A 15,489-nucleotide genomic window follows, 5' to 3' on the forward strand; every position below is an offset into this window, starting at 1 on the left:
CTTGTTGCAGTGATCCTGGATGGTTGCGCGGATGCGCCCGCCGTCTGGCGCCGCTGGGCCGGGCGGCGGTGCGGATCAGCGGCCCGGCGCGATGAAGCGCCCGGCGCGTGCGACCACCTCGCTGCCGTCGTAGGCCAGTTGTCCGTTGACCCACACCGCGTCGATGCCCTCGGCCGCGCGCACCGGATCGTGGAAGCTGGCGGTGTCGCGCACGCGCGCCGGGTCGAACAGGACCAGGTCGGCGCAGGCGCCGGGGTGGATGCCGCCGCGCGCGCCCAGCGCGAAGCGCGAGGCCGGTAGCCCGGTCATCTTGTGCACGGCGGTATGCAGCGGAAACAATGCCTGGTCGCGCGCGTAATGGCCGAGCACGCGTGGGAACGTGCCCCACAGGCGCGGATGCGGACGCGGATCGCGCGGCAGGCCGTCCGAGCCGATCATGGTCAGCGGGTGCGCGAGGATGCGGCGCACGTCGCTCTCGTCCATGCAGTGGTAGACCGCCCCGGCCGGCTGCAGGCGTGCCGCGGCCTGCAGCAGCGTCACCCCCCAGTCCGCGGCGATGGCGGCCAGCAGGCGGCCGCCCTGCGCCGGTTCCGGCTCGGACCAGGTGACCAGGATGTCGTAGGCATCGGTGACCTGCTTCAGGTCCAGGGTGGAGGCGCTGGCGGCATACGGGTAGCAGTCGCAGGCCACGTCCTGGTTGCCGGAGGCGGCGTCCAGCCGGTGCAGTACTTCGCGGCTGCGGCCCCAGTTGTCGATGCCCGCGCATTTCAGGTGCGAGACGCGCACCGCGGCCTGCGGCGCGCGCGCGGCGTCGAACGCCTCGTCCAGCGCCGCGAGGATGCCACCGAATTCATCGCGCAGGTGGGTGGCGTACAGCCCGCCGTGCGGTAGTTCCCTGGCCAGTTCCGCCACTTCCGTCGACGGCGCATGGAACGCCGAGCCATACGCCAGCCCGCTGCTCAGGCCCAGCGCGCCCTGCGCGAGGCTGGCGCGCAGCTGCGCGCGCATCGCCTCGATCTCTCCGGCGGTGGCGGCGCGGTCCAGCCGGTCCATGTGGTTCTGGCGCAGCGCGGTATGCCCGACCAGGGCGGCCACGTTCACCGCCGGGCGTGCCGTTTCCACGGCCTGGCGGTAGCTGGCGAAATCGGCATAGCGGAAATCGCCGGCCTCGCCGAGCAGGTTCATCGGGTCCGGCACCTCGCCGCGGATGCGCACCGGGCTGGCGCTGATGCCGCAGTTGCCGACCACCACCGTGGTCACGCCCTGCGACAGCTTGCTGGCCATGCCGGGGTTGCGCAGCACTTCCAGGTCGTCGTGGGTGTGTACGTCGATGAAGCCCGGCGCCAGCGCGCGGCCGCCGGCATCGATGACCTGGCGGGCGCCGCCATCCACCGCGCCGACCGCGACGATGCGGCCGTCGCGTACCGCCACGTCGCCATGGCGGCCGGGGCGGTCGTTGCCATCGAGCACCAGCGCGTTGCGGATCAGTACGTCGTGCATCGATCAGTCGCCCAGCGGCAGGCGCGAGTCGCCGCCCCGGTAGCGGTCCAGCGCCAGCTTGATGCGACGCAGGTGCTCGTGGTTCTCGCTGGCGCCGTTGAGCGCGGTGGTGGTGGCCAGCACGTCGATGGCCAGCATCATCGCGTAGCGCGAGGCGGAGGGTTTGAACACGAAATCGGTTTCCTCGATGCTGATCGGCAGCAGCCAGTCGCTCAGCCCGGCCAGCGGCGTCCCGGCGCGGGTGATGGCGCCGACCCGCGCGCCGTAGGTGCGCGCGATCTCTACTGCCGAGATCACTTCCGGGGTGATGCCGCTGACCGACAGCGCCAACACCAGGTCCTGCGGGCCGAGGATGGCGGCGGTCATCTTCATCACCACCGCGTCGCTGCAGGCGGTGATCGGCAGGCCGAAGCGCATCAGCCGGTTCTGCAGTTCCTGCGAGAACACGGTGGAACAGCCGCCGATGCCGAACACGTGGATGCGCCGCGCCTGGCAGATCGCATCGGCCAGCTGCTGCACCACGTCTTCCTGCAGGTTGGCCAGGTTGTGGCGCAGGCTGGCCTGGATGTCGTCGCAGATCTGCGCGAACAGCGCCGATACCGGTGGCGCGTTCTGCTGCTCGAGGAAGCGCTTGCCGACCGCGCTGGCCGAAGCCAGGCGCGCGCGCAGTTCGCGCACGTGTTCGCAGCCCAGGGTCTTGGCGAAGCGCGAGATCGCCGCGGCGCTGACCTCGGCGCGCTCGGCCAGCTCGGTCACGCCGTACTGGGCGGCGGCATCGACGTCGGCGAGGATGGTGTTGGCGATGCGGGCTTCGACCGGGCTGAATTCGTGCAGCCGTTGGCGCAGTTCGTAGACGATGTCGAACATGGTGGGTTCTTCGGTTCAGAGCACGGCGGCAAGGGCCGCCACCAGCGCCAGCGCGGTGACGGAGATGAGGGTTTCCAGCACGGTCCAGGTCTTGAAGGTCTGGGCCACGGACATGTTGAAGTATTCCTTGACCAGCCAGAAGCCGCCGTCATTGACGTGCGACAGCACCACCGAGCCGGCGCCGGTGGCCAGCACCAGCAGTTCCGGGTGCGGGTAGCCCAGCGCGGCGGCGATCGGGGCGACGATGCCCGACGCGGTGGTCATGGCCACCGTCGCCGAGCCGGTGGCGATGCGCATCAGCGCGGCCATGGTCCAGCCCATCAGCAGCGGCGACAGCTGGAACTGGCGGGACAGGTCGATGATCTGGCTGGCCACGCCGGTGTGCACGAGGATGCCGTTGAGGCCGCCGCCGGCGCCGACCAGCAGGGTGATGGCGGCGGTCGGGGCCAGGCACTCCTGCGAGAATTTCAGGATCTGCTCGCGGTTGAAGCCGCGCATCAGCCCCAGGGTGACGAAGCTCAGCAGCGTGGCCAGCAGCAGCGCCACCACCGAGTGGCCGATGAAGCGCAGGCCGTGGTTGAGCGGCGAGCCGGGCGTGGCGATCTGGTCGGCCCAGCCGCCCAGCAGCATCAGCGCCACCGGCAGCAGCACGGTGGCGAGGGTGATGCCGAAGCCCGGCAGCTGCTCGTCGGGGATGCGGCCGTGGCCCTCGTCCAGCAGCGCGGCCTCCATCGGATTGTGCGCCGGCAGCGCCACCCGTGGCGCGACCACCCTGGCGAACACCGGCCCGGCCAGCGCCGCAGTCGGCAGCCCCACCAGCAGCGCATAGAACACGGTGCGGCCCACGTCCGCGCCATAGGCATGCACGGCCAGCATCGCCGCCGGGTGCGGCGGCACCAGCCCGTGCACCACCGACAACCCCGCGACCATCGGCAACCCAACCAGCAGCAGCGGCACGCCGGTGCGGCGGGCGACGTTGAGCACGATCGGGATCAGCAGCACGAAGCCGACCTCGAAGAAGATCGGCAGGCCGATGCAGAAGGCGATCAGCATCATCGCCCAGTGCACGTTGCCGGGACCGAAGCGCGCGATCAGCGTGCGCGCGATGCGTTCGGCGCCGCCGGACTCGGCCATCATCTTGCCGAGCATGGTGCCCAGCGCCACGATCAGCGCGATGTGGCCCAGGGTCTTGCCCACGCCCTGTTCGTAGGCCGGCAGGATCTCCGGCGCGGGCATGCCGGCCAGCAGCGCCAGCCCCACCGAGACCAGGGTGACGCTGATGAAGGGATTGAGCCGGTAGCGGGCGATCAGCACGATCAACGCGACGATCGCCAGCACGGCGTAGATCAGCAGCAGGTGTCCTTGGCTCATGCGTGCGGGTCCGGCAGCGGCTCAGAACCGCGTGGAGACGGCATCGACCACGTTGTGGTCGTCGTCGACCACCAGCAGGTGGCGCCACTTGTCGAAGGTCAGGCACGGGTGGGAGATGTCGAAGCACAGCATGTCGCCCACGCGCAGGTCGTCTTCGGCCCGCACCTGCAGGAAGGCGTGCTGGTCCATCATCGCCGTCACCTGCCAGTGCGCGGCGGCGTCGCCGGGCGTGGCATCGCCGGGCCGGTAATGCAGCGCCGGCACCGGGAAGCCTGCGTCGAACGCGGCATCGCGCTTGCCCAGCCCGACGATGGCCCGTTCCGGCTCCGGCCGCGACTGCACGTAGGCCCACAGCCGCAGCGCCGGGCGCAGGCTCGTGCCCATCTTCCGCGCGACCGGGTTGCCGGCCTGGATGCGGCTGGCGGCCTGGCGGTAGGCGCCGACGTCATGGGTGAGGTAGCAGCCCGGGCGCAGCACGATCTCGGCCGTGGCGTCGCCGGACAACGCGGCGAACTCCTCGGCGACCACGTCGAACCAGGCCGAGCCGGCACCGGTCAGCAGCGCCGGCACGCGGCCGATGGCGGCGCCGTCGCGCAGTCGCTGGAAGGTCGCCACGCTGCGGCGCAGGACCGCGCGCACGCCGGCCTCGTCGGCCACCACGCCCTCGTAGACTTCCACGCCGGCCAGCCGCAGCGCCCGTGGCCAGCGTGCGACCGCCGCGACCACCGCCTGCGCCTGGGCGTCGTCGCGGACCCCGGTGCGGCCGCCGCCGACGCCGATCTCCAGCAACACGTCCAGGCACAGCCCGCGGGCGTCGAACCAGCGGCCCAGCGCGTCGGCGTTGGCGGCCGAGTCGACCAGGCAGAACACCTCGGTGCCGGTCTCCAGCAGGCCGGCGATGAGCGCCATGTTGGCCGGGCCGACCAGCTGGTTGGCGATCAGGATGCGGCGCGCGCCGGCCAGCCAGGCCTCGCGCGCCTGCGGCGCGGTGGCCACGGTGATGCCCCAGGCGCCGGCATCGAGCTGCAGGCGGAACAGCTCCGGGCTCATCGTGGTCTTGCCATGCGGCGCCAGCTGCACGCCGTAGGCGGCGACGAAGCGGCGCATCCATTCCAGGTTGTGCAGCAGCGCCGAACGCAGCAGGACCGCGGCCGGCAGGCTGACCTGCTCGCCCAGGATGGACCACCCCTGGTGGGCCGCGTCGGGGATGGACAGCGCAGCGTCGCTGGCACCCAGGCCCTTGCCGCGGAGCACGGCTGGCGCGTCTTGAAATTGTTTTTTATCCATTCCGGATCACTTTCATGGTGTCCCCGTGTTCCCCGCGGGAGAGTGGTCTATGTAGCAGATAACCGGCGCCATGAAAAATATTTTCGTAAAATGTTGCAAAGCAGCATCGCGAATCGGGTGCCAGGTCCTGAATGCAGTCCCCGATGAAACGGTTCATGTCGTCGTCGAGTCGCTAGAATCGGGCATTCAGCCACAGCAAGTCCCGTCGATGTCCAAAGAAGATTTCAAGCAGGCCGCCCTCGACTACCACCGCATGTCGCCGCCGGGGAAGATCCGGGTCGCCGCCACCAAGCCGATGCTCACCCAGCGCGACCTGTCGCTGGCGTACTCGCCGGGCGTGGCCTATGCCTGCGAAGCGATCGTCGCCGACCCGGCCGCGGCCAGCGAGCTGACCGCACGCGGCAACCTGGTCGCGGTGATCTCCAACGGCACCGCGGTGCTGGGCCTGGGCAACATCGGCCCGCTGGCCGGCAAGCCGGTGATGGAAGGCAAGGGCGTGCTGTTCCAGAAGTTCGCCGGCATCGACGTGTTCGACATCGAGGTCGACGAGAACGACCCGGACAAGCTGGTCGACATCATCGCCTCGCTGGAACCGACCTTCGGCGGCATCAACCTCGAGGACATCAAGGCGCCGGAGTGCTTCGTGGTCGAGCGCAAGCTGCGCGAGCGCATGAACATCCCGGTGTTCCATGACGACCAGCACGGCACCGCGATCATCGTCGGTGCGGCCATCCTCAACGCGCTGGACATCACCGGCAAGAAGATCGGCGAGGTCAAGGTCGCCACCACCGGCATGGGCGCGGCCGGCATTTCCTGCGTGAACATGCTGGTGGAACTGGGCGTCAAGCCGGAGAACGTGCTGGCGTTCGACCGCGACGGCGTGATCCACAGCGGCCGCGAAGGGCTGGATCCGGAGAAGGCGCGCTATGCGCGCGACACCGACAAGCGCACCCTGGCCGAGATCGTCGAGGGCGCGGACATCTTCCTGGGCCTTTCGGCCCCGGGCATCCTCACCGCCGAGATGGTCAAGACCATGGCGCCGGACCCGGTGATCTTCGCGCTGGCCAACCCGACCCCGGAGATCATGCCGGAAGTGGCGCGCGCCGCGCGCCCGGACGCGATCATCGGCACCGGCCGTTCGGACTACCCGAACCAGGTCAACAACGCGCTGTGCTTCCCGTACCTGTTCCGCGGCGCGCTCGACGTCGGCGCCACCGGCATCAACGAGGAAATGAAGGTCGCCTGCGTGCGCGCCATCGCCGCGCTGGCGCGCAAGGAGGCGTCCGACCTCGGTGCGGCCTACGGCGGCGACACCCCCAGCTTCGGCCGCGACTACCTGATCCCGCGCCCGTTCGACCGCCGCCTGCTGGTGGAACTGTCCTCGGCGGTGGCGCAGGCGGCGATGGACTCGGGCGTGGCCACGCGCCCGATCGCCGACATGGCCGCCTACCGGCAGAAGCTGGCGCAGTTCGTCTACCGCACCAGCCTGTTCATGAAGCCGGTCTACGACCAGGCGCGCGCCGACAAGCAGCGCGTGGTCTATGCCGAGGGCGAGGAGGAAGTGGTGCTGCGCGCGGTGCAGAACGTGATCGACGAAGGCGTGGCCTTCCCGATCCTGATCGGCCGCCCGGACGTGATCGAATCGCGCATCGAGCGGCTGGGCCTGCGCATGAAGCCGGGCGTGGATTTCGAAGTCACCAACATCAACGACGATCCGCGCTTCAACGACTACTGGCAGTACTACCACGGGCTCACCGGCCGTCGTGGCGTGACCGTGGCCGCGGCCAAGAACCTGCTGCGCTCGCGCCCGACCCTGATCGCCGCGGTGATGGTGGCGCGCGGCGAGGCCGACGCCATGCTCAGCGGCGTGGTCGGCCGTTTCCACAAGAAGCTCGGCTACGTGCGCAGCGTTATCCCGCTGGAGCCGCGGGTCAGCTCGACCTCGGCGATGACCGGGGTGATCAACTCGCAGGGCGTGTTCTTCTTCGTCGATACCCACGTGCAGGAAGACCCGAGCGTGGAGCAGATCGTCGAGTCCACGCTGCAGGCCGCCTACCGCATGAAGCTGTTCGGCATCGAACCGAAGGTGGCGCTGCTGTCGCACTCCAACTTCGGCAGCCATGATTCCAAGGATGCGCTGAAGATGCGCCAGGTGCGCGAGCAGCTGCTCAAGCGCAACCCGCGGTTGAACGTGGACGGCGAGATGCAGGGCGACACCGCGTGGGACGAGGCGCTGCGCGAGAAGCTGCTGCCCAACAGCACGCTCAAGGGCCGCGCCAACCTGTTCGTGCTGCCAAACCTGGAGGCGGCCAACATCGCCTACAACCTGGTGCGGGTGTTCACCGACGGCGTGGCGATCGGCCCGATCCTGATGGGCATCTCCAAGCCGGTTCACATCCTCACCAGCAGCGCCAGTTCGCGCCGCGTGCTGAACATGACCGCCATCGCCGCGGTCGATGCGCAGATCCGCAAGCAGATGGAAGCCGAGCGCGGCACCTGAGCCGCGTCGCCACGGTACCCACGACAAGGCCGGCGCATGCCGGCCTTGTCGTATCCGCATCGTCCGGTGCTCGTGGCTGCTGCCGGGCGCGGCGCCGGGTCAGGCGATGATGCCCAGGACCACCGCGCGCACCGCCGCGGCCGTGCGGTTGCCGACGTCGAGCTTGGTCATGGCGTTGTTGAGGTGGAAGTTGACCGTGCGCTCGGTGATGTTGAAGCGGGCGGCGATCTGGCGGTTGGTATGGCCTTCGGCGACCCAGCGCAGGATCTCGACCTCGCGCCCGCTCAGCGCCTCGCGCGAGGTCGCGCGCCAGCGCGCAAGCATTTCCCGCGCCAGCCCATGGTGGGCGACCTGGCCCAGCCACAGCAGCTGCGGCCACCTGGCGCGCAGTTCCAGCGGGTCCAGGCGCGTACCGCCGCGGGTCAGGGTCAGCATGCCGCGCACGCTGTTGGCCGCCAGCGCCGGCAGCGATACGCCGCAGGTGATGTCGTGCAGGCGCGCGTCCTCCCAGAAGGCGGCGGCCGGGTCCAGTGGGTCATCGCCGTTGGACCAGGCGAAGGCGTCGAGCGACGCCGCGCCCTGGCGCACGGTGGGGTCGACCTGCAGGTAGTTGTTGTCCTGGTAGCGCTTCTGCCAGATCTCCGGGTAATCGTTGAGCATCACGATCTCCGGCTGCGCCAGCGGCAGCGGCGCACGCACGCCATAGGCGCAGTGCTCGAAGCCCAATGCGCGCACCATCCCGGCGATCCTCCCGAACAGGTCGTCCTGTCCATCGGGCGCCAGCAGCGCATTGAGTTGGTCTTCCCGCCACGCCTCCATTTCCGCCCTCGGTGAAACCGTGATCACGGCCGGGTGGCACTGTCAGTACTGACAGCTTCCAGTACCCGCGACGTGCATCTAGATTGGTCAAACACATCGCCCGGCGCGGCGCACTGCCACTGCCTGCACTGCCATAGGCTGCATGATAATGACAGACGACGACGGTTACATCCGCCTATCGCGGCAGGCGCTGGACCAGATCCGGCTCGTGCACCTGGTATCGGGGCTGGACGAGGAAGAAGGCGGCGCTGCAGCAGGGGCGGCCCACTCGGACATCAGCGGGTATACCGAATGGGCCACCACCTCGGTGCCGGCCGTCTCGGTCGGCTGGGACTGGCATATCGATACCCTGGCCCGGCCCGTTTCCGCCGCCTGCCGGGACGCGCCGCGCAGCAACGTGATGCTGGTGGATGAGCGCGGCCGGGACATCGGCCCGGACCATACCGCGTGCTGCCTCAGGCAACTGGTCGATGCGCTGGAATGGAAACCGGTGGTGCTGGACGCCATCGGCTTGCGCTGACGCGCGGCCGGGCAGGCGGCCCGGCCGCGCCGCACCCGCCGCCCGCGGCGCGCGCACGCGCTGCCGCGCCTGGACGCTGCCGACCTGTCAATCCTGACAGTTATCAGGCCTTTGCTGCATTGCAAGACTCCTCCCCGTCCTTCAGCAACAGGGGAGCGGATCATGGAATTCATCCTCGCCAGTGCAGGCGATCTGCCGCCGCCGCTCAATCGTGCGCTGGGCCGCTACCGCCACCGCGTCTTCATCGAAACGCTGGGCTGGCAGATGGATACGCCGCCGGGGATCGAGCGCGACCGGTTCGACCGGCCCGAAACCGTGCACCTGATCGCCCGCGATGACCACCACGCGATCGTCGGCTACGCGCGCCTGCTGCCGACCACCGGCCCGTATCTGCTGGGTGAGATGTTCCCGCAGCTGCTGAACGGCCTGCCGCCACCGTGTTCGGATGAGGTGTGGGAACTGTCGCGCTTCGCGGTGATGGACCTGCGCGGCGCGCGCGCCGGGGTTTCCACGCAGCGCCCGTCGGCACTGGCGGTGGACATCCTGCAGTTGGCCGCCGGCTACGTGGAACGCCGGGGCGGCAAGCGCCTCATCACCGTCTCGCCGCTGGCGATGGAGCGGTTGCTGCGCCGGACCGGCTTCCATGTCCACCGCGCCGCGCCGCCGGTGATGGTCGAAGGCCACCCGACCTTCGCCTGCTGGATCGAGCTGGCGGGGCGGCCGCCGTGGGCGCCGCATGCAAACGCCGCGACCTGTCAATTCTGACAGTTACGGGAAACGTGCATCTCGGGTGAAATCCCGATGAGGCCGGAGTGCCTCCGGGAGACGGGAAAATGGGCCCGGCCTCCCGGCCGGCGTGGAACGCCATGCGGAGGGAACAGGGAGGTTGCAGGCGGGAGCGGTCCCGCTTCGCGCGCGCTCGGTGCGCCCCTCCGTGTTCTTTCATATCGGGAGATGGGGCATGTTCAAGAAGATTTCGGACCACGACGCCAGGCGCGGCGTCTCCGATTCGCTGCGGATGCAGTTCCTGGCCGGTCTCTTTGTCGGTGCCGTCGTCGGCATCGGCGTGGGCGGGTTGCTGGGCATCCTGGCCTGAACCAGGCGCCTGCCGGTGCCGGCCGTTGCAGGCCGCCGGCACGCAGCAGGCGCATCGCCGCCGGTGCCGGGGTCACGGGCAGGTACCGGCCGGTGGCGAATGCCGCAGCACGCGGCCGGCCAGGACATCGGTCTGTACGTCGTCCTCGATGGCGATGCGGCCATTGACCACCAGCAGGGCGATGCCCGAGGACAGCGCGCGCGGGTCGAGGTAATCGGCATGCGGCATGAACCGCTGCGGATCGAACACCACCACGTCGGCGAAGAACCCGGGGCGCAGCTCGCCACGCTGCTGCACTCCCAGGATGCGTGCGGTCAGCGCGGTGGAGCGGTGGATGAACTCCTCCAGGCGCAGGACCCCGAGCTCGCGCACGTAGCGCTGGTACTTCAGCGGGAAGCTGGCGTATTGGCGGGGATGCCCGTCGTTGCCGTCCGAACTGGTCACCATCCATGGCTGCCGCATCAGCAGGCGCACGTCGTCCTCGTCCATGTTGAACGAGGCCACCGAACCGCCATCGCGGTCGGGGTGGTCGATGCCGTGCCCGATGATGCGCAGCGCCGCATCGACCGGATCCAGCTTCCATGCCGCGGCCATCGCCGCCAGCGTCCTGCCGGTCCATGGCTGGTCCGCGGAGATCAGCAGCAGGGCGTCGGCGCCGCCGCGGCGCTGCAGGTTGCCGCGCATCGCGGCGCGGATGCGCTCGCGCCGCGGCGGGTCCTGCAGCCGTTCCCGCAGGGCGTCGTTGCCGCCGTCCACGGCCCAGCGTGGCAGCAGTGCGGCGGTGATGCTGGTGCCCGAGGCCAGCCACGGGTACTGGTCGGCGCTGACCCGTTGCCCGCGCGCCCGCGCCCGCTCCACCAGCCGCACCAGTGCCGGCGCCATGCCGTGCACGTCCTTGCCCAGCGCCTTGAGGTGCGCGATGTGCACCGGCAGCCCGGCTTCGCGGCCGATCGACAGGGCTTCGCGGGTGGAAGCGAGCAGGCCGATGTCGTAGGACGACTCGTCGCGCTGGTGGGTGTCGTAGATCCCGCCGCGGATCGCCGCCTCGCGCGCCAGCGCCACCACCTCGGCACGGCTGGAAAAGCTCTGCGGCGCGTAGAACAGGCCGGTGGAAAAGCCGGCCGCGCCTTCGCACATGCCCTGCGCCACCAGCGCGCGCATGCGCCGCAGTTCCGCTGGCGTCGGCGCGCGCGCGGCGTCGCCAAGCACGGCGCGCCGCACCGGTCCGAAGCCGACGTAGGGCACCAGGTTGGTGCCGACGCCGGCGCGGGTGAACGCCTCGCCGTCGCGGCCGACATCCGCGCTGCCGCCGCCGTCGACGCCATGGGCGATGGTGGTCACGCCCTGGTACTGCCACGGCGCGTTGCGACGCACCCGCGGATCGTCCGAGCGGATGTACGTGTAGGGGTGGGTGTGCGGGTCGATGAAGCCGGGCGCGACGATCCTGCCGGTGGCGTCGATGGTGCGTGCCGGCGCATAGGGCCGGCCAGCACCGGACCCGACCGCGACCACGCGGTCGCCGGCGATGACCACGTCGCCGACCATACCGGGGGCGCCGCTGCCGTCGTGGATCTCCCCGCCGGTGATCAGCAGGTCGGCCGCCTGCGGTGCCGAAGCCTGTGCGCCGGCGCATGAGGACAGCACGACGAGGGCGGCGGCGAGGCGGACGATGGGCGGCAAGGCGGTTCCCCGGGCGGCGCGGTGGGTGCCGGGCCACCATAGGACGGCGGCAGGGGGGCGGCCATTGAAAAAAGTGGCGACGGGCATGGCACCGGGTTATGTCCGGCGAAGTCCATGTCCTGCCGGCGCTGCTAGAATTGCCCGGTCCCGGTTTTCCTGTGTGAATGACGCCATGAGCCATACCGCCGCCGCGCCCGCCAACGCCGAGAAGCGCTACAACGTGCATCGTGCCGACCTGCCGTTGAGCTGCCCGACGCCGGAGATGGCGCTGTGGAATTCGCATCCGCGGGTTTACCTGCCGATCGAGAACGAGCCCAACGGCGAAGCCGCCTGCCCGTACTGCGGCGCGGTGTTCGTGCTGGTCGACTGAACGCCCGCATGCGCCGCCTGACCGTGGTGCAGCTGCTGCCGGCGCTGCACTCCGGCGGCGTCGAGCGCTCGACGCTGGAGATCGCCCAGGCGCTGGCGGAGGCCGGGCATCGCGCCATCGTGGTCTCGGCCGGTGGCCGCCTGGTGGCGCCGCTGCTGGACAGCGGTGCCGAACACCTGGCGCTGGACATCGGCCGCAAGTCGCTGCTGACCCTGCGCCACGTGGTGGCGCTGCGCAGGCTGTTCGCCGAAACCGGCGCCGATATCGTGCACGCGCGTTCGCGGCTGCCGGCCTGGCTGGGCTGGCACGCGCTGCGCGGCATGCCGCGGGAACGGCGCCCACACTGGGTCACGACCATGCATGGGCTCAATTCGCCGGGCCGCTACAGCGGCATCATGGCCAGTGGCGAGCGCGTGATCTGCGTGTCCCGCAGCGTGCGCGACTACCTGCTCGCGCATTACCCGGGCACCGATCCGCAGCGCCTGCGGGTGATCCCGCGTGGTGTGGACCTGGCGCAGTTCCCGCACGTGGCGCCGGCCGACCGGCGCCCGCGACTGGCGGTCGAAGCGCTGCATCCGGCGTTGGCCGGCGCCGGGCCGCTGTTGCTGTTGCCCGGTCGCGGCACCCGCCTCAAGGGGCATGCGCATGCGCTGCGCCTGCTGGCGGCGCTGCGCGGACATGGCGTGCCGGCACGGCTGTGGATGCCGGGCGCGCGCGAGCCGGGACGCGAGGCGTACGTGCGCGACCTGGAACAGCAGGCCGCGACGCTGGGCATCGCCGACGCGGTCGCCATCACCGAACCCACCGCCCGGATCGCGCAGGCCTATGCGGCCAGCGACCTGGTCCTGCAGCTGTCGGACAAGCCCGAGGCATTCGGCCGCACCGTGCTCGAGGCGCTGGCGGTAGGCCGCCCGGTGCTGGGCTGGGGCCATGGTGGGGTCGGCGAACTGCTGGCGCAGCTGCAGCCTTCCGGCGCGGTGCCGCCGGGCGACGCCGCGGCATTGGCGGCGCGTGCGCTGGACCTGCTGCGGCAACCGCCATCGCTGCCGCGGCGCATCCCCTTCACCCTGCGGGCCATGCAGCGCGCGACGCTGGACGTTTATGGCGAACTCGTCGGTTGAATCCCCCGTGGCGTCGCCGGCGCTGCCGTTGAAGTGGGCCCCGGCCTGGGTGATCGCCTGCGTCGCGGCGTGGCCGGCGCCGGGCATCGCCGAGGCGTTGCTGGCGCTGGGTGCGCTGGCGACGCTGGGCTACCTGGCGTGGCGGCGCTTCACCGGCGACGGCCGCCGTCTGCTCAGCGTCCCGGCGTGGGCGCTGACCAGCACGCTGTTCCTTGCCTATTGGCTGCCGCAGCTGGTTTCGGCAGTGGACGCGGACGATCCCGGCCGGGCCTGGGGCCGGGTCGCGGCCGGGCTGCGCCACCTGCCTTTCATGTGGCTGGTGGCCATCGCCGTGGCGAGCGACGCCCGGCGCCGGGTCACGTTCACCGGATTGGGCGTGGTCGTCGCGCTGTGGGTGGCCGACGCGCTGGCACAGGCGCTGGCCGGCAGCAGCCCGCTGTTCTGGTCGATGGACCAGGTGAAATGGCTGATCAGCGGGCACGGCCTGTGCAGCGCCGGGGAAGCGGCGCAGGCGGACCGGCTCAGTGGCGTGTTCGGGCCATGCAACCTCAAGTTCGGGCAGGTGCTCGCCAGCCTCACGCCGTTCCTGCTGTTCGCCGCCGCCGCGCGCTGGGGACGCTGGGGCTGGCTGCTGGCGGCGGTGCCGACCGGGGTGGTGATCGTGCTCGCCGGTTCGCGCGCGTCCTGGATCACCTATGCCGTGGTGATGCTGTTCTCCGGCTGGCGCCTGCTGGGCAGGAAGGGCATGGCCCTGGTGCTGCTCTCCGGCGTGCTTGGCGCGGTGCTGCTGGCCGGGCTGTCGCCCCAGGTGCGCGAGCGGGTGACCCGCACCGCGATGGCGTTGACCGGCGATGCGGCGGGGGTGGATGCGGCGCTGTCCGGGCGCAGCCAGATCTGGAGTGCGGCGCTGTGCATGGTGCGTGCGCATCCGCTCAACGGGGTGGGGGCGCGCGAGTTCCGCAACGCCTTCCCGCAGTGCGATCCGGCGCACGGGCAGTACGCCGCCTGGGGCACCGGGCCGGCGCTGCATGCCCACCAGCTGGTGCTCGAGATCCTGTCCGAAACCGGCCTCCTGGGCCTGCTGCTGTGGCTGGCCGGCGCGGCCATGGCGTGGCGCGCGTGGCGTTACGCGGACGAGGAGGCGCGGGCACAGGCGCGCCCGGCGACGCTGGCGCTGGCGGTGACGGTGTTCCCCTTCAACACCCACCTGGCGTTCTACTCGGCGTTCTGGGGCGGCGCGACCCTGCTGCTGGCCGCGCTGTTCGCCGGCGCCCTGCTCGCCCATCCGTCGCCGGCACCGGCCGGCGGCGATCAATCGCGCTGATAGAAGCGGCTGCGCCCTTGCGGCTGCCGCTTGAAACGGCGGTGGATCCACAGGTACTGGGCCGGCGCTTCGCGCACCATCTGCTCGATCGCGGCATTGACGCGCGCGGTGTCGGCGACCGCATCCTCGGTGGGGAAGTCCGGCAGCGGCGGCGCGATCCTGAGCAGGTAGCGCCCGCCTTCGCGGCGGTGGAAGAAGGGCACCACGGCACAGCCGGTCAGCCGTGCGAACTGGTGGGTGGCGGTGATGGTGGAGGCCGGGACCCCGAAGAACGGCACGAACACCGAATCCTTGCCGCGCATGTCCTGGTCGGGCGCGTACCAGAGCAGGCCGCCCTTCTTCAGGTGGCGCACGGTGGCGCGGATGTCCTCGTTGGCGAACATCGCGCTGGCGTAGCGCAGGCGGCCGTGCTTGACCGCCCATTCCATCACCGGGTTGCGGTAGCGCCGGTACATGCCGGCCAGCGGCACGTGGTCGCACAGCAGCCGCCCGCACATCTCCAGGGTCATGAAGTGCCCCGATACCAGCAACACGCCGCGGCCCTGCGCCTGCAGTGCCTGCAGGTGCTCAAGGCCCTGGATCTCCACCCGCGGGCGGATCGCGTCGATGCCGCCCCACCAGGCGCGGGCGAACTCGAAGATGCCCACGCCGAGCGCATCGAAACTGTCGCGCAGCAGTTGCCGCCGCCCGGCCTCGTCCTGCTCGGGAAAGCACAGGCGGATGTTCACTTCGGCGGCATGCCGGCGGGTACCGGCCAGGTGCAGGGCCAGCCAGCCGATGCCGCGGCCGATCGCGCGCTGCAGCATCCAAGGCAGGCGTGCGCCCAGCATGGCCAGCGCCAGCCAGGCGAACGTCGGCCAATGGCGTGGCTGCCACAGTGACGGGCGGGTGGCGGAGGTGGGGGTGTCGGACATGGGGGGATTCTAATGAGGAACCCGCGGATGGGCACCCGGACGCGGCCGGGGCGATGGCCGCGCATGCCTGCCCCGCCGGTTTCCTATCCACTAGTTCGCCGCGCATAGGTATCCTCGCCG

General features: G+C 70.7%; 14 protein-coding genes. 7 read left to right on the forward strand and 7 right to left on the reverse strand.

From position 1 onward, the window contains the following. Window positions 1-75 precede the first annotated feature (75 nt). Genes F0P95_RS07115 through F0P95_RS07130 form a run of 4 tightly spaced genes read right to left on the reverse strand, consistent with a single transcriptional unit; the run spans window position 76 to window position 4,992 of the window. Entirely contained in the window at window positions 76-1,500 is a 1,425-nt protein-coding gene (locus tag F0P95_RS07115; RefSeq protein WP_182336278.1) for an N-acyl-D-amino-acid deacylase family protein, read from the reverse strand. Between the two features lie 3 nt (window positions 1,501-1,503). Next, window positions 1,504-2,367 (reverse strand): MurR/RpiR family transcriptional regulator, encoded by an 864-nt coding sequence (locus F0P95_RS07120; RefSeq protein ID WP_182336279.1) that lies wholly within the window; start codon window positions 2,365-2,367, stop codon window positions 1,504-1,506. Window positions 2,368-2,382: 15 nt separating this feature from the next. After that, window positions 2,383-3,738 carry a GntT/GntP/DsdX family permease gene (locus F0P95_RS07125; RefSeq protein WP_182336280.1) on the reverse strand — a complete coding sequence of 452 codons (1,356 nt, stop codon included), beginning with the start codon at window positions 3,736-3,738 and terminating at the stop codon, window positions 2,383-2,385. Between the two features lie 21 nt (window positions 3,739-3,759). Further along, window positions 3,760-4,992 carry an alanine racemase gene (locus F0P95_RS07130; protein WP_198422029.1) on the reverse strand — a complete coding sequence of 411 codons (1,233 nt, stop codon included), beginning with the start codon at window positions 4,990-4,992 and terminating at the stop codon, window positions 3,760-3,762. 241 nt (window positions 4,993-5,233) lie between these two features. Here F0P95_RS07130 and F0P95_RS07135 point away from each other — a divergent pair, with 241 nt between their 5' ends. Next, the gene (locus F0P95_RS07135; RefSeq protein ID WP_054663125.1) at window positions 5,234-7,525 is read left to right on the forward strand and encodes an NADP-dependent malic enzyme; all 2,292 of its coding nucleotides are present in this window, start codon (window positions 5,234-5,236) and stop codon (window positions 7,523-7,525) included. 99 nt (window positions 7,526-7,624) lie between these two features. Here the strand turns inward: F0P95_RS07135 and F0P95_RS07140 are convergent, their stop codons facing one another. Beyond that, window positions 7,625-8,344: a LuxR family transcriptional regulator gene (locus F0P95_RS07140; RefSeq protein WP_182336282.1), complete on the reverse strand. Its 720-nt coding sequence runs from the start codon at window positions 8,342-8,344 to the stop codon at window positions 7,625-7,627. A gap of 148 nt (window positions 8,345-8,492) precedes the next feature. Here F0P95_RS07140 and F0P95_RS07145 point away from each other — a divergent pair, with 148 nt between their 5' ends. The 3 genes from F0P95_RS07145 to F0P95_RS17670 all read left to right on the forward strand — a co-directional run bounded on the left by F0P95_RS07145 (window position 8,493) and on the right by F0P95_RS17670 (window position 9,960). Beyond that, window positions 8,493-8,864: a DUF4902 domain-containing protein gene (locus F0P95_RS07145; RefSeq protein WP_182336283.1), complete on the forward strand. Its 372-nt coding sequence runs from the start codon at window positions 8,493-8,495 to the stop codon at window positions 8,862-8,864. A 162-nt stretch (window positions 8,865-9,026) separates the two neighbouring features. Continuing rightward, window positions 9,027-9,629: an acyl-homoserine-lactone synthase gene (locus F0P95_RS07150; protein WP_182336284.1), complete on the forward strand. Its 603-nt coding sequence runs from the start codon at window positions 9,027-9,029 to the stop codon at window positions 9,627-9,629. Window positions 9,630-9,825: 196 nt separating this feature from the next. Further along, window positions 9,826-9,960, forward strand: a complete 135-nt coding sequence (locus F0P95_RS17670; protein WP_269150865.1) for a hypothetical protein — start codon at window positions 9,826-9,828, stop codon at window positions 9,958-9,960. Window positions 9,961-10,032: 72 nt separating this feature from the next. Here the strand turns inward: F0P95_RS17670 and F0P95_RS07155 are convergent, their stop codons facing one another. Continuing rightward, complete coding sequence (locus F0P95_RS07155) at window positions 10,033-11,640, reverse strand: N-acyl-D-amino-acid deacylase family protein (protein ID WP_198422030.1); 1,608 nt, start codon at window positions 11,638-11,640, stop codon at window positions 10,033-10,035. Window positions 11,641-11,812: 172 nt separating this feature from the next. Between F0P95_RS07155 and F0P95_RS07160 the strand changes: the two genes are divergently transcribed. Genes F0P95_RS07160 through F0P95_RS07170 form a run of 3 tightly spaced genes read left to right on the forward strand, consistent with a single transcriptional unit; the run spans window position 11,813 to window position 14,455 of the window. After that, a complete protein-coding gene (locus F0P95_RS07160) occupies window positions 11,813-12,010 on the forward strand; it encodes a zinc-finger domain-containing protein (protein ID WP_054663138.1) in 198 nt (65 codons plus the stop codon). A gap of 8 nt (window positions 12,011-12,018) precedes the next feature. Next, a complete protein-coding gene (locus F0P95_RS07165) occupies window positions 12,019-13,131 on the forward strand; it encodes a glycosyltransferase (RefSeq protein WP_182336286.1) in 1,113 nt (370 codons plus the stop codon). Next, window positions 13,112-14,455 carry an O-antigen ligase family protein gene (locus tag F0P95_RS07170; protein WP_182336287.1) on the forward strand — a complete coding sequence of 448 codons (1,344 nt, stop codon included), beginning with the start codon at window positions 13,112-13,114 and terminating at the stop codon, window positions 14,453-14,455. The genes F0P95_RS07165 and F0P95_RS07170 overlap by 20 nt, the downstream gene beginning before the upstream one ends. Here the strand turns inward: F0P95_RS07170 and F0P95_RS07175 are convergent. After that, window positions 14,443-15,369, reverse strand: coding sequence for an LpxL/LpxP family Kdo(2)-lipid IV(A) lauroyl/palmitoleoyl acyltransferase (locus F0P95_RS07175; RefSeq protein WP_182336288.1), 927 nt, complete (start codon window positions 15,367-15,369; stop codon window positions 14,443-14,445). The two genes, F0P95_RS07170 and F0P95_RS07175, sit on opposite strands and share 13 nt — an antisense overlap. Between the last annotated feature and the right edge of the window lie 120 nt (window positions 15,370-15,489).

Source organism: Stenotrophomonas acidaminiphila (genome assembly GCF_014109845.1).
Classification (GTDB): domain Bacteria; phylum Pseudomonadota; class Gammaproteobacteria; order Xanthomonadales; family Xanthomonadaceae; genus Stenotrophomonas; species Stenotrophomonas acidaminiphila.